10 protein-coding genes are annotated in these 12,799 nt (G+C 68.0%); 3 read left to right on the top strand and 7 right to left on the bottom strand.

What is annotated here, in order from left to right; translation table 11 throughout:
• Positions 1-242: 242 nt before the first annotated feature.
• Positions 243-1,688, top strand: coding sequence for an argininosuccinate synthase (argG, locus tag ACWGO6_RS09080; protein WP_136040488.1), 1,446 nt, complete (start codon positions 243-245; stop codon positions 1,686-1,688).
• A 101-nt stretch (positions 1,689-1,789) separates the two neighbouring features.
• On the opposite strand, the gene ACWGO6_RS09075 is transcribed toward argG, so the two are convergent.
• Positions 1,790-2,464, bottom strand: coding sequence for a GntR family transcriptional regulator (locus ACWGO6_RS09075; protein ID WP_452326510.1), 675 nt, complete (start codon positions 2,462-2,464; stop codon positions 1,790-1,792).
• A 343-nt stretch (positions 2,465-2,807) separates the two neighbouring features.
• Here ACWGO6_RS09075 and ACWGO6_RS09070 point away from each other — a divergent pair, with 343 nt between their 5' ends.
• Both ACWGO6_RS09070 and ACWGO6_RS09065 read left to right on the top strand, forming a co-directional pair.
• Positions 2,808-5,468 (top strand): penicillin acylase family protein, encoded by a 2,661-nt coding sequence (locus ACWGO6_RS09070; RefSeq protein WP_452326532.1) that lies wholly within the window; start codon positions 2,808-2,810, stop codon positions 5,466-5,468.
• Positions 5,469-5,525: 57 nt separating this feature from the next.
• Positions 5,526-6,287 (top strand): alpha/beta fold hydrolase, encoded by a 762-nt coding sequence (locus ACWGO6_RS09065; protein WP_452326509.1) that lies wholly within the window; start codon positions 5,526-5,528, stop codon positions 6,285-6,287.
• A 155-nt stretch (positions 6,288-6,442) separates the two neighbouring features.
• On the opposite strand, the gene mnhG is transcribed toward ACWGO6_RS09065, so the two are convergent.
• From mnhG to ACWGO6_RS09035, 6 genes are read right to left on the bottom strand one after another with little or no spacing between them, the layout of a single operon-like run.
• Entirely contained in the window at positions 6,443-6,832 is a 390-nt protein-coding gene (gene mnhG / locus ACWGO6_RS09060; RefSeq protein ID WP_136042618.1) for a monovalent cation/H(+) antiporter subunit G, read from the bottom strand.
• Entirely contained in the window at positions 6,829-7,098 is a 270-nt protein-coding gene (locus ACWGO6_RS09055; RefSeq protein ID WP_136042617.1) for a monovalent cation/H+ antiporter complex subunit F, read from the bottom strand. The genes mnhG and ACWGO6_RS09055 overlap by 4 nt, the downstream gene beginning before the upstream one ends.
• Positions 7,095-7,685: a Na+/H+ antiporter subunit E gene (locus tag ACWGO6_RS09050; RefSeq protein ID WP_136042616.1), complete on the bottom strand. Its 591-nt coding sequence runs from the start codon at positions 7,683-7,685 to the stop codon at positions 7,095-7,097. Before ACWGO6_RS09050 ends, ACWGO6_RS09055 begins: the two co-directional genes overlap by 4 nt.
• The gene (locus ACWGO6_RS09045) at positions 7,682-9,235 is read right to left on the bottom strand and encodes a Na+/H+ antiporter subunit D (RefSeq protein WP_136042615.1); all 1,554 of its coding nucleotides are present in this window, start codon (positions 9,233-9,235) and stop codon (positions 7,682-7,684) included. The genes ACWGO6_RS09050 and ACWGO6_RS09045 overlap by 4 nt, the downstream gene beginning before the upstream one ends.
• Positions 9,232-9,831, bottom strand: coding sequence for a Na(+)/H(+) antiporter subunit C (locus ACWGO6_RS09040; protein ID WP_136042614.1), 600 nt, complete (start codon positions 9,829-9,831; stop codon positions 9,232-9,234). The genes ACWGO6_RS09045 and ACWGO6_RS09040 overlap by 4 nt, the downstream gene beginning before the upstream one ends.
• A complete protein-coding gene (locus ACWGO6_RS09035; RefSeq protein WP_452326508.1) occupies positions 9,831-12,797 on the bottom strand; it encodes a Na+/H+ antiporter subunit A in 2,967 nt (988 codons plus the stop codon). The genes ACWGO6_RS09040 and ACWGO6_RS09035 overlap by 1 nt, the downstream gene beginning before the upstream one ends.
• Between the last annotated feature and the right edge of the window lie 2 nt (positions 12,798-12,799).

Genomic DNA, 12,799 nt, shown 5'->3' with positions numbered 1-12,799 from the left:
GTCCTCGACGGCAACGGCATCCGTTTCGAGATGAACGCCCCGGACAACTCCTTCGAGCGGACCGCCCCTCACCCCGGAAGACGTCCGAGAGCTCCGACTTGCTGACCAACGCTGATCTCCGCATCAGCACCACGGCCGCCTCGCATGCCGCGTCGCGGGTCGAAATCCTACGCGTCTGAAGCGGGGGTCTCCGCCGTCACGCGGCACGGGGCGACACGCCGGTCGCGGATAGACTGGAAAGCATGTCCAAGGTCCTCCAGTCCCTGCCCGTCGGCGAGCGCGTCGGCATCGCCTTCTCCGGAGGACTCGACACCTCCGTCGCCGTCGCGTGGATGCGCGAGAAGGGCGCGGTGCCTTTCACCTACACCGGCGACCTCGGACAGTACGACGAAGACGACATCGCGTCGATCCCGGGCCGCGCGCTGGAGTACGGCGCCGAAGCCTCGCGGCTGATCGACTGCAAGACCGCGCTGGTCGAAGAGGGTCTGGTCGCCCTCTCCTGCGGCGCCTTCCACATCCGCTCCGGCGGCAAGACGTACTTCAACACCACCCCCCTCGGCCGCGCGGTCACCGGCACGCTCCTGGTGCGTGCCATGAAGGAGGACGGCGTCGACATCTGGGGCGACGGCTCCACCTACAAGGGCAACGACATCGAGCGGTTCTACCGCTACGGCCTGCTCGCCAACCCGCGTCTGCGCATCTACAAGCCGTGGCTCGACGCCGACTTCGTCACCGAGCTCGGCGGCCGCAAGGAGATGAGCGACTGGCTCGTCGCCCGTGACTTCCCCTACCGCGACTCCGCTGAGAAGGCCTACTCGACCGACGCGAACATCTGGGGCGCGACGCACGAGGCGAAGACCCTCGAGCACCTCGACGTCTCGCTCGAGACCGTCGACCCGATCATGGGCGTGAAGTTCTGGGACCCGTCGGTCGCGATCGAGACCGAAGACGTCTCCGTCACGTTCGAGGGCGGCCGCCCCGTGGCGATCAACGGCGTGGAGTACAGCGACCCGGTGGCCCTCGTCATGGAGGCGAACACCATCGGCGGACGCCACGGCCTCGGCATGAGCGACCAGATCGAGAACCGCATCATCGAGGCGAAGTCGCGCGGCATCTACGAGGCTCCGGCCATGTCGCTGCTGTTCATCGCCTACGAGCGCCTGGTCAACGGCATCCTGAACGAAGACACCCTCGCGACCTACCACGAGCAGGGTCGCCGCCTCGGACGCCTGATGTACGAGGGCCGCTGGCTCGAGCCCCAGTCGCTCATGCTGCGCGAGTCGATCCAGCGCTGGGTCGGCTTGACGATCTCGGGCACCGTGACGATCCGTCTGCGCCGCGGCGACGACTGGACCATCCTCGACACGGTCTCGCCGAACCTGTCGTACGGCCCCGAGAAGCTGTCGATGGAGCGTGTCGGCGACGCCGCCTTCGGTCCGGTCGACCGCATCGGTCAGTTGACCATGCGCAACCTCGACATCGCCGACTCCCGTGCCCGCCTCGAGCAGTACGCGGGGCTCGGCCTCGTGGGCGGCGCGACCGGGGAGCTGGTCGGTCGCGTGACAGCGGGCGAGTCCGCCGAGATCACCGAGTCGGTCCACGGCTCCATCTCCGAGGCCGACGAGAGCCTGGCGGATGCGGTCGACACCGTGTCCGAGGGCGCGGCGTTCGATTCCGGCACCGACTGACGTCGCTCGTCCGTCGCACGCGCCGCGCGCGACGGCGTATGGCCGCGCGCGGGGCCGGAGGGTTGCCGACGCGGCGGCAGACCTCGCTGTGATCGACTCGATCAGCGCCGCTCGTCGGCGCGGTCGAGCTCCTCGGTGCGGTCGATGATGCTCGGCAGCACCGAGTCGAAGAGCGTCACGATGGCCGCGCGGGTGGCGCCGGCGTCGCGCTGGCGAACGGCCTCGCGGATGGCGTTGGTGGACTCTTCGACCGCCGCCCAGTCGAACGTGCCGCGCGCGTGCTGCGAGAAGCGGCGGATCTGCGGCCCGAGGAACTCGATGACGTTCACGCGCGTGGAGTTGCCCTCGATGCGCGCGAAGCCGATCGTGATGGCGCGCAGCGCTCCCCCGAACTCGAGGACATCCTGATCCAGGATCGCGGCGGACATGTCTTCGGTGAGGTCGACGAGATACGTGACGTCGTCGGCCTGGATCAGCGGCATCGCGTGGCGTACCGAGCCGATCCAGATGTCGCCGAAGAGGGCGATCGCGTCTCGGATCTGGTCGAGGTCGAGAGGCGCCACCCGCGTGTAGCGGTTGCGCTGCATCTCGACGAGTCCCCCTTCGGCGAGCCGTGCCAGCGCGTGCCGCACGGGCGTCTTCGATGTCCCGAGATCCGCCGCGAGTTCGTAGTCGCGAATCCGTTCGCCCGGCCGCAGCTCGCCGCTGACGATCGCATCCCGCAGCCGGTGATAGACGTCTTCACTCACCGAGCGCCGTTCCAGCGCACCATCCATGCCCAACAAATCACACCCTCCTTCGACCACCGTGGTTCCCCCACCACTCGATGCGGCCGATAACGGCGGCCCCGACGCTCTCGCGCCGAGCCTCCGCATCGTCCCCTTGTCGCGCGTAGCGCAACGGGTAACATAACACATTCACCTGAATGGGAACCGAACAGCTCCGCGGTCTCTCCAATTCTTCCGGCCCGGCCTCATCGGATGATCCACCGAGCGCTTGCCCGGGACACTCGCGGCGAGCGCTCTGGCCGATATGATGCGAGGGCGCGACCCTGATACGCGCACTGGGGCTCGGTGGGACTGAGTTCCACCTGTCTACCCGAAAGAGTTCTCGACGATGATGACCGATTCGCAGGAGTCCGCCGTACCTTCTCGCCCCTCAGTGGGCGTTCGCATCGGACGTATCGCGTTCCTCGTGGTGGCCGGGATCATCGTGATCGCCGTCGCTGCCGCGTTCTTCGTGACCTGGACGATCCAGCGGTCGTTCCCGCAAACCTCGGGCGCCATCGAGCTCGACGGTCTGAAAGCCGAGGTCACGGTGCAGCGTGACGACCGCGGCATCCCGACGATCACCGCGGACTCGACCGACGACCTGTTCTACGCGGAGGGCTTCGTGCACGCCCAGGACCGGTTCTTCGAGATGGACTTCCGCCGGCACGTCACCGCGGGGCGCGTCGCCGAGATGTTCGGGGAATCCCAGGCGGCGACCGATGCGTTCCTGCGCACACTCGGCTGGCGCGCCGTCGCCGAAGCCGAGGTGGAGGCGATGGACGACACCACGCGCGGCTACTACGATGCCTACGCCGACGGGGTCAACGCGTACCTCGCCACACGGTCCGGCGCGGAGCTCTCGCTCGAATATGCCGTTCTCGGCATCCAGAACCCGGACTACACGCCCGAGCAGTGGGAGCCTGCCGATTCGGTCGCCTGGCTCAAGGCCATGGCCTGGGATCTGCGCGGCAACATCGAGGATGAGACCGAACGCTCCCTCCTGGCCGCCGAGCTGGACGCCGGTGCGGACGACGCGGGCGAGGCGGTCGACACCGGCGAGCTGCTCGCGAAGCTCTACCCCGAGTACCCGTTCGACGAGAATCCGGTGATCGTCCCGAAGATCTCGACGGTACCCGCACTCGACACCGACGCCGAACCGGCCGCGTACACCCCGACCGAAACGGACGACGAGATCCAGCAGGCGACCACCAGGATCGAGTGGAAGGAGACCTCGAGCGTCATCGAAGCCGCGAGCGAACTGGTCGGGGACGTCGGCGAGGGGATCGGGTCGAACTCCTGGGTCGTCTCCGGCGACCTCACCGAGACGGGCATGCCGCTGCTCGCGAACGACCCGCACCTCGGCGCCTCGCTGCCGTCGGTCTGGTACCAGGTGCAGCTGAAGTGCTCGACGGTCGACGACGCCTGCCCGTTCGATGTCGGCGGATTCTCCTTCTCCGGGCTTCCCGGCATCGTGATCGGCCACAACCAGCACGTCGCGTGGGGGTTCACAAACCTCACGACCGACGTGACCGACCTCTACGTCGAGCGGGTGGTCGGCGACGAGTACTGGCGCGACGGGGCACTGGTCCCGCTCGAGCAGAGCACCGAGACGATCAAGGTCGCCGGCGGCGACGACATCGAGCTGACGATCCGCTCGACCGTGCACGGGCCCATCATCTCGGGACTCACCGACGACTTCACCGCGATCGCCGATGACCCGGAGCCGGCACTGGCGGAAGGAACCGAGGCGCCCGCCGCCCCGCCCGCCGGGCAGGACGACGCCGAATACGCTGTCAGCCTGCGCTGGACCGCCCTCGACCCCGGCACGACCGCGACCGCGATCTTCGCCCTCTCGACCGCGCAGGACTTCGACGACTTCCGCTACGCCGCCTCCCTCTTCGACGTACCCGCGCAGAACCTCATCTACGCCGACACCGAGGGGAACATCGGCTACCAGACACCCGGGCGCCTCCCGATCCGCGGTGCCGGCGACGGATGGATGCCGCAGCCGGGATGGGACAGCAGCTACGACTGGACGGGCTACATCCCGTTCGAGGAACTGCCCGTCTCGTACAACCCGAGCTCGGGGTACATCGTCACCGCGAACAACGCGATCGTGACCGACGACTACGCCTACTTCCTCTCCCGCGACTGGGATTACGGCTACCGTGCAGCACGGATCGCGCACCTGATCGAGCGACACGCGGCCGTCGCCCCGCTGACCGCACAGGACATGCGCGACATCCAGATGGACGACGAGATGTGGATCGGCACGCAGTTGGCGTCCGCCATGGCCGACGTGGACGTGAGCCGGGCGGACGTGCGGGAGGCCGTGGACCTCCTCCTCCCCTGGGACGCCCAGAACACGGCATCCTCGCCCGCGGCCGCCTACGCCAACGTGCTCTGGTCGAACCTGGTGCAGAACATATTCGGCGAGCGCGAGCAGCCACTCCCGATCGACGGGCAGGCACGCCTGTTCACCGTCGTCGCCGACATGCTCGACGACCCGTCCGATCCGCTCTGGAGCAACCCGAAGATCGACGTCGACGGGATGGACGCCATGCTGGCCCTGTCCGCCGAGGAGGCCTACGACGAACTCGTGTCCCTGCAGGGTGACGTCCCTGCGCGGTGGAACTGGGGCGACCTGCACGCGATCACCCTCACCAGCGACACGCTCGGTACCTCGGGGATCGCGCCCATCGAGGCCCTCTTCAACCGCGGACCGTACCCGGTGGGCGGCGGAGCATCGGTGGTGAACGCGACCGGGTGGGAGCTCGGCGTTTCGTACGCCACCACGACGGTGCCGTCGATGCGGATGGTCATCGACCTGTCCGACTTCGACGCTTCGACCTGGAACCACCTCACGGGTGCTTCGGGTCACGCGTTCCACGAGCACTACACCGACCAGACCGCCGACTGGGCCGTCGGGGTGCAGAAGCCGTGGGCATATTCCGCGAAGGCGGTGGATGGCTCGACGGTGGACACGCTGATCCTGTCGCCGGCCGGCTGACCCGTGCGCTGCGCCGTCCTGAAGGGGCGGCGCAGGTTGCTCCGATACCGTGGGTGGGTGCCATCCAGCTACCTCGCCCCGAAGGGCACCACCGTCACGCTCCTCGAGTTCGAGCACTCCGGCGCCACACTGATCGCCGAGACGTTCGGCGAAGGCCCGCACACCTACCTCCTGCTGCACGGCATCGGCATGGGGCGGAGCGTCTATCTCGACGTCGTGCAGCGGCTCGACGGCCGGGTGATCGCGTTGGACCTTCCCGGTTTCGGCGAGGCACCCGAGCCGGAGCGCACGTTCACCATGGAACGCCACGCCGACCTCGTCGCGGCATACCTGAAACACGTGGACTCGGGCGCGGTGGTCGTGATCGGCCATTCGATGGGCAGCCAGATCGCGGCGGAACTCGCAGCTCGGCATCCCTCGCTGGTGGAAGGGGTCGTGCTGGCAGGACCCACCGTGAACAAGGCGGCGCGCAACATCGCGTCTCAGGCCCGCTACCTCTTGACCGACCTGGTCGGCGAGCGGCCGCTGGTGATCTGGCGCGGCGCCCGGGAGTACCTCCGTGGGGGCCCGCACCTGATCCGCAAGATCCGTGCCACCGTCGTGCACGAGCCCGAGGACGCCTTCGTCCGCATCGAGTGCCCGGTGCTGGTACTGCGCGGCGAGGACGACCCGCTCGCCCCGATGAGCTGGTGCCAGGAGATCCTCGACGCGATCCCCGGTGCCAAGCTCGAAGTCATCCCCGATCACGGCCACGGCACGCTCATCAGCGACTCCGAGCCCGCCGCCCGCCTGATCCACGAATTCGCCGCCCGTCTCTGACGCTCGGACCGTGCTCGCGCGGGGTTGTCGCGGCAGGTCATGTTCACGCGAGAACAGGCAACCGCTCCGATTCAGGCTGTTTCTGCGCCGAACTGCCTGATCCCGCGCGCTTGCCTGATCCCGCGCGGGTTCCTGAGGCAAACTCGGCGGGTAGCTCAGCCGGCGGCGGGAGGAGTCTGCTTCGATTCGGCGAGCTCATCCACGACGAGACCGCGCTGTTCGATGGTGCCGTTGCGGTAAGCCTGCCGCCCGACCATGTGCGCCGACAGCGGGGCGGTAGCGAACTGCATCAGCACGACGGGGGCGACGAGCACGAACCCCAGCAGGATGCCGCCGATCGACCGCTGCGACAGGGCGATCGCGATGCAGATCAGCAGCAGGCCGAGCACCTGCGGCTTGGTCGCCGCGTGCAGACGGGACGGCACGTCGCGGAAGTGCAGCAGCCCGACCGCGGCCGACAGGCACAGCAGCGCACCGAGCAGGATGAGCACCAGCACGGCCACGTCGATGACCGGATCGGGGATCATGAAACCGAGGATGTTCATGAGGTCGTGTTGTCCCTTCTCGCGACGAACCGGGCGACGGATATCGAACCGAACACCCCGATCGCGGCGATGATGAGGAGCACGGGGATGTTGCGGGTATGCCCGTTGATGGCCATCTCCGCCCCGAGCACGCACATGACCTCGGTGAGGAGCACGTCGGAGGCGACGGCGCGGTCGAGGATCGACGGCCCGCGGACGATGCGGATCAGTGTGAGGATGGCGGCGATGCCGAAGACCACCATGATCAGCAGCAGCAGGATGTTCATCGGGCGCCTCCCGTCGATCCGGTCAGGCCGGCGCGCTGGTCGGCCTTGAGCGCACGGTACTGCGCGGGGTCGCCGAGAGCCCGCACGACCCGTCGCTCCCAACGCAGAACTCCGGCGCGCTGCTTCTCGACGTCGTCGAGGTTCCTGACCCCGATCACGTGCAGGTACAGGATGCGCCTATCGCGATCGGTCTCGACCACCAGCGAGCCGGGGATGAGCGACGACACGACGGCGACGTGCGTCATGACCAGGTCGTCCGCGTAGCGCAGCGGCACCGCGATGATCGCCGTTCCCGGCTGGCGTCGGAAGTCGAACACCTGCACGGTCACCGAGATGGCTCCGCTGAGCACCGCGAACAGGAACTGCACCACGAACAGCGCGGCGTAGCCGATGTTGATGCGGCCGGAGAGCTCGACGGTCGGCAGCCGGAAGACGCGGGTCACGAAGATCGCGACGACGAGTCCAGTGAGGAAAGACAGCACAGTGAACTGCGCCCACAGCAGCATCCACAGCACGACGAGCCAGGCCAGGAAGGGCAGCTGCACTCGGATGTCGCGCCAGAGGTGGCGTTTGGTCTGTCGTCTCATCCGCCCACCTCCTCTTGCAGCTGCACGAGGCTGACCGGCTGCAGCAGTGCGGCGCCGATGCGGTCGCAGAGCGCGTACAGAGGTCCGGCGAAGATCGTGAGCGAGACGGTGACCGCGACCATACCCGCCGTGGCGACCGTCATGATCTTCGGGATGCGACGACGCTCCTGCTGCTCGTCGGCGGCCGGCGCGTTGCCGAGGTACGAGATGCGCCCCTCGGTCTCGGTGGAGTCCTCCTCCTCGCGCCAGAAAGCGAGGTTCCAGGCGCGCATGAGTGCGTACAGGGTCAGCAGCGAGGTGACGATGCCGCCGAAGATCAGCACGATCATGATCGGGGTGCCGACGGATGCTGCCGCTTCGAAGAGCGCGAACTTGCCGATGAATCCGGAGAAGGGCGGGAGCCCACCCAGGTTGATCGCGGGCACGAAATACAGCACGGCGATCACCGGTGCGACCTTGAGCAGTCCCTTGACCCGCAGGATCGAGGTGCTGCCGGCTCGTCGTTCCACGAGTCCGACCGCGAGGAACAGGGTCGTCTGCACGACGATGTGGTGGACGATGTAGTACACGGTCGCGCCGATCGCGGCGGGTGTCGCTATCGCGAGGCCGAAGATCATGTACCCGACATGGCTCACGAGTGTGAACGACAGGATTCGTTTGAGCTCGGCCTGCGCGACCGCGCCCAGCACACCGACGATCATGGTCGCGAGCGCGATGATCAGCAGCAGGGTGTCGATGCTGTTCGAGGCGAAGAGCTGGGTCTCGGTGCGGATGAGGGCGTAGACGCCGACCTTGGTCAGCAGGCCCGCGAACACCGCGGTGACCGGCGCGGGGGCGGTCGGGTACGAGTCGGGCAGCCAGAACGACACCGGGAAGATGGCCGCCTTGATGCCGAACGCCACCACGAGCATCAGATGCAGCACGAGCTGCGTCTCCTGCGGCAGCTCCGACATGCGCTCGGCGATCTGGGCCATGTTGACCGTGCCGAGCGCGCCGTAGATCATCGCGATCGAGGCCAGGAACAGGATCGACGACACCAGCGAGACCACGATGTAGACGGCGCCGGTGCGGATGCGCGACTCGGTGCTGCCGAGGGTGATGAGCACATACGAGGCGACGAGCAGGATCTCGAAGCCGACGTAGAGGTTGAACAGGTCGCCCGCGATGAACGCGTTGAAGATGCCGGCCGCGAGGATCAGGTACGAGGGGTTGAAGATCGAGATCGGGGTCTCGTCGGTTCCGTCCGCGGCTCCCTGGCCGATCGAGAAGAGGAGCACGGCGAGCAGCACGATGCTCGAGACGAGCACCAGGAGCGCCGCGAGCCGGTCGACGTAGAGCACGATGCCGAACGGCACCGGCCACCCGCCGACCGAGACCGCGAGCGGGTCTCCGGAGTCGACGACCACCAGGAGGACGGCGGCGATCACCGAGACGGCGGCGAGAGTCGCCACCGTGACGACGACCTGGAGGCGCGCGTTCCGGCCGAACACGAGCGTGATGGCGGCTCCGAGGAGCGGCAGAGCCACGAGGAGCGGAACGAGAGAGGTCATGGGCGGCCCTCCTCGTTCTCGTCGTGGTCGTGGGGTTCGTCGGGGGTGCTCGAATCACTCTCGGCGGGGCCCGACGAGTGTTCGTCTCCCCAGCCGGTGGGCGCATCGAACGGCGCATCGTCGTGGATGGCGGGGTGGTCGCGCATGTGCAGCACCGTGATCGGTGCGGTCTGCACACCGACGAAGTCGGTGGTCGCCTCGTCCTCGTCGGTCTCGGACTCGTCGTCCATGAGGTCTTCGTCGGCGTCGGTGCGCTCGCGGAGCGCGATGTCGGCCTCGTCGTCCTCGACCGTGTCGGCCTGACCGAGCTGCCAGGAGCGGTAGATCAGGGCGAGGAGGAAGGCCGAGACCGCGAACGTGATCACGATGGCGGTCAGGGTGAGGGCCTGCGGGAGCGGGTCGCTCATCTCGCCCTCGGTGCCGAAGAACGGCGCATTGCCCGGAACGCCCATCACGATCAGCAGCAGCAGGTTCGTGGCGTTGCCGAGCAGGAGGAAGCCGATCAGCACACGGGTGAGGCTGCGCTCCAGCATCGCGTAGACACCGCACGCGAAGAGGATGGCCATGATGACGATCAGGGTGAGCGAGACATCCATCAGCTGCTCCCCCTTCCGCGCGAGAGGAAGCCTTCAGGGCCGGGGGTCGAGCGGAGCGCCGCCTGCCGGTCGACCTCGGCCCCGAGGCTGCGCAGCACGTCGAGGACGAGCCCGATCACGACGAGGTACACGCCCACATCGAAGATGGTCGAGGTGACGAACTCCATGTGCCCGATGCCGGGGATCTCCCACTCCCAGAACGTGCTCGTCAGCGGCGCGAGTCCGAAGAAGAGCGGGACGACGGCTGTGCCCACGGCGAGGATGAGGCCGGTTCCGAGAAGTCGGCCGGCATCCGTCGGGGCGGCGGCACCGAGCTCCCAGCGTCCTCCGGCGATGTAGCGCATGACCAGGGCCATGCCTGCCACGAGTCCGCCCGCGAAGCCGCCGCCCGGGAGGTTGTGCCCGGAGAACAGCAGGAAGATCGACACCACGATGATGGTGTGGAAGAGGATGCGGACGATGACCTCGAGCAGGATCGATCTGTTCTCGGGCTTCATCTTCTGGCCGCCGACGAGCCACGCCCGCGGGCTGCTCTCGTTCTCGGAGTTCTGGAACCGGATGCCCTCGGTCGTCTCGACGAGCGGACGGCTGCGTGCGGCCTTGCGCGTCGCCTTCGGCAGGTTCTTGGTCGCGGCGAGCAGGTCGGCCCGGTGCGTGACGAACACCAGCGAGGCCACGCCGGTCGCGGCGAGCACGAGCACCGACAGCTCGCCCATCGTGTCCCAGCCGCGCAGGTCGACGAGGGCCACGTTCACGACGTTCTTGCCGTGACCGATCTCGTAGGCGATCTGCGGGAAGACCTCCGAGATCGGATCGGCGATGCGGGACTGCGTGGCGACCACCGCGACGAAGGCCATCGTCACGCCGACGCCGATCGCGAGGAGCGCCCGGGGGACCCGCCCCACCGAGGCGTTGTGCTCGCCCATCCGCGCGGGGAGGCGGCGGAGCACCAGCGCGAACGTGACCATCGTGACCGTCTCGACGAGGATCTGCGTGAGCGCCAGGTCGGGTGCGCCGCTCGTCGCGAACAGGACGACCATCCCGAGCCCCGTGACCGAGACGAGCACGACGCCCGTGTAGCGCTTCTGCGCCCGGACGGCGAATACCCCGGCGATGGCCATGATCGGGGCGACCACGATCTGGGCCGGCGTGTGCCAGGCGGAGAGGTTGTACCGATCGATGTCGCTGGCGATGAGGGCCGTGACCTCCGCGGCGACGAAGACCACGAAGATGGTGCCGACGTACACCGGCAGCGAGCCGCGCTGCGTGAGGGTCGTGCTGAGCACCGAGAGACGGTCGATGCCGCGCATGACCAGGTAGTACGCGTCGGCGGCGGTGAAGGGCAGGACGCGTGGTCGGCGATCCCAGCCCGTTCTGCGGGTGAGCAGGAAGAGCCCGATGCCGAGCAGGATCGACAGGATCGAGATGCCCAGGGCCGGCTCGAGGCCGTGCCACAGCGCGAGATGCCCCGGTCCCTCGACGGCTTCGCCCGCGTGGTCGAGCCCGGGGGTCGCGGTGAGGGCGTATCCCTGCAGAGCAGTGTCGAGCGCAGGAGCCCCGATGCCCGCAGCGAGCGTGACGCCGGCGAGGATGATCGGTGCCGACAGGAATCCGACCGGCGGATCGGGCCAGGCGGTGTCGGGCAGCTGGCCCTGGTCGTCGCGCTTCTTCCAGAAGGCTCCCCAGAGGAAGCGCGCGCCATATGCCGCGGTCAGCATAGAACCGAGCACTACGCCGATCAGGGCCACCAGACCCCACGGGGAACCACCCTGGGCGTCGTCGAGCAGAGCCGTGAGCGTGGACTCCTTGGCGACGAACCCGATGGTCGGCGCGATACCGGCCATCGACGCCACGGAGATGAATGCCGCCGTCGCCATGACCGGCGCCTGCCGCCCGACGCCGGAGAGCTCGGTGATGTCACGGGTCGACAGCTGGCGGTCGATGACGCCGACGATCAGGAAGAGCGCCGACTTGAACAGGGCGTGCCCGATCACGAGCGCCAGTCCGGCGAGCGCCGCCGCCTGCGTGCCGTATCCGACCACGATCGCGAAGAAGCCGAGCTGGCTGACCGTGCCGAACGCGAGGATGCGCTTGAGGTCGGTCTCGCGCAGCGCCTGGATGCCGCCGATCAGCATCGTCAGGATGCCGAGCGTGATCACGATCGGACGCCAGGGAGCGCTGAAGGCGAAGATCGGAGCGAATCGCGCGATCAGATAGATGCCGGCCTTCACCATCGCCGCGGCGTGCAGATACGCGCTCACCGGAGTGGGCGCGGCCATCGCGCCGGGAAGCCAGAAGTGGAACGGGAACAGGGCCGACTTGCTGATCGCGCCGATCAGGAGCATGACGATCGCGGCATCCACCGCAGGACCGGTCGGTGCGATCTCGAGGATCTCCCGGATGCTGGACGTTCCGGTGTCGACCACGAGGATCACGACACCGACGAACATCACGAGTCCGCCGAGCGTGGTCACGAGCAGGGCCTGCAGTGCCGCACGGCGGCTGGCCGCACGGCGGCGGTAGTGACCGATGAGGAGGTACGAGAGGATGCTCGTCACCTCCCAGAACATGACCAGCATGACGAGGTCGTCGGTGAGCACGAGGCCGTACATCGCCCCCGCGAAGCCGAGCAGCACCCCGGCGAACTGACCCACGCCGGCAGAGTCCTCGTAGAAGTACCACCGGCAGTAGAGGAGCACGAGGGCGCCGACGCCCGTGACGATCAGCGTGAGCACCCACCCGAGCACGTCCATGTTCATGGACAGGTTCAGCCCGAGCTGCGGGATCCACTCGACCGACTCGAACGGGACCGGGCCGTCGAGCACCTGCGGCGTCATGACCAGCGCATGCACGAACGCGGCAGCCGGGACGAGGGCGGCGATGGCGAAGGCCTGAGCTCCGAGCCAGCGCACCAGAACGGGCATCAACAGCGACCCGAGCAGGAACACGGCGAGGAGCATCAGCATAT

It is taken from the genome of Microbacterium sp. NPDC055665, assembly GCF_053618035.1.
Note: the sequence above shows the minus strand (reverse complement) of the source record. Positions and strands in the feature narration are given on the sequence as shown.

What these genes read in the sequence shown, in the direction of transcription:
- argG (WP_136040488.1), top strand. Translation starts at nt 243, where the DNA reads ATGTCCAAGGTCCTCCAGTCCCTGCCCGTCGGCGAGCGCGTCGGCATC.
- ACWGO6_RS09075 (WP_452326510.1), bottom strand. Translation starts at nt 2,464, where the DNA reads ATGGATGGTGCGCTGGAACGGCGCTCGGTGAGTGAAGACGTCTATCAC.
- ACWGO6_RS09070 (WP_452326532.1), top strand. Translation starts at nt 2,808, where the DNA reads ATGACCGATTCGCAGGAGTCCGCCGTACCTTCTCGCCCCTCAGTGGGC.
- mnhG (WP_136042618.1), bottom strand. Translation starts at nt 6,832, where the DNA reads ATGAACATCCTCGGTTTCATGATCCCCGATCCGGTCATCGACGTGGCC.
- ACWGO6_RS09055 (WP_136042617.1), bottom strand. Translation starts at nt 7,098, where the DNA reads ATGAACATCCTGCTGCTGCTGATCATGGTGGTCTTCGGCATCGCCGCC.
- ACWGO6_RS09050 (WP_136042616.1), bottom strand. Translation starts at nt 7,685, where the DNA reads ATGAGACGACAGACCAAACGCCACCTCTGGCGCGACATCCGAGTGCAG.
- ACWGO6_RS09045 (WP_136042615.1), bottom strand. Translation starts at nt 9,235, where the DNA reads ATGACCTCTCTCGTTCCGCTCCTCGTGGCTCTGCCGCTCCTCGGAGCC.
- ACWGO6_RS09040 (WP_136042614.1), bottom strand. Translation starts at nt 9,831, where the DNA reads ATGGATGTCTCGCTCACCCTGATCGTCATCATGGCCATCCTCTTCGCG.
- ACWGO6_RS09035 (WP_452326508.1), bottom strand. Translation starts at nt 12,797, where the DNA reads ATGCTGATGCTCCTCGCCGTGTTCCTGCTCGGGTCGCTGTTGATGCCC.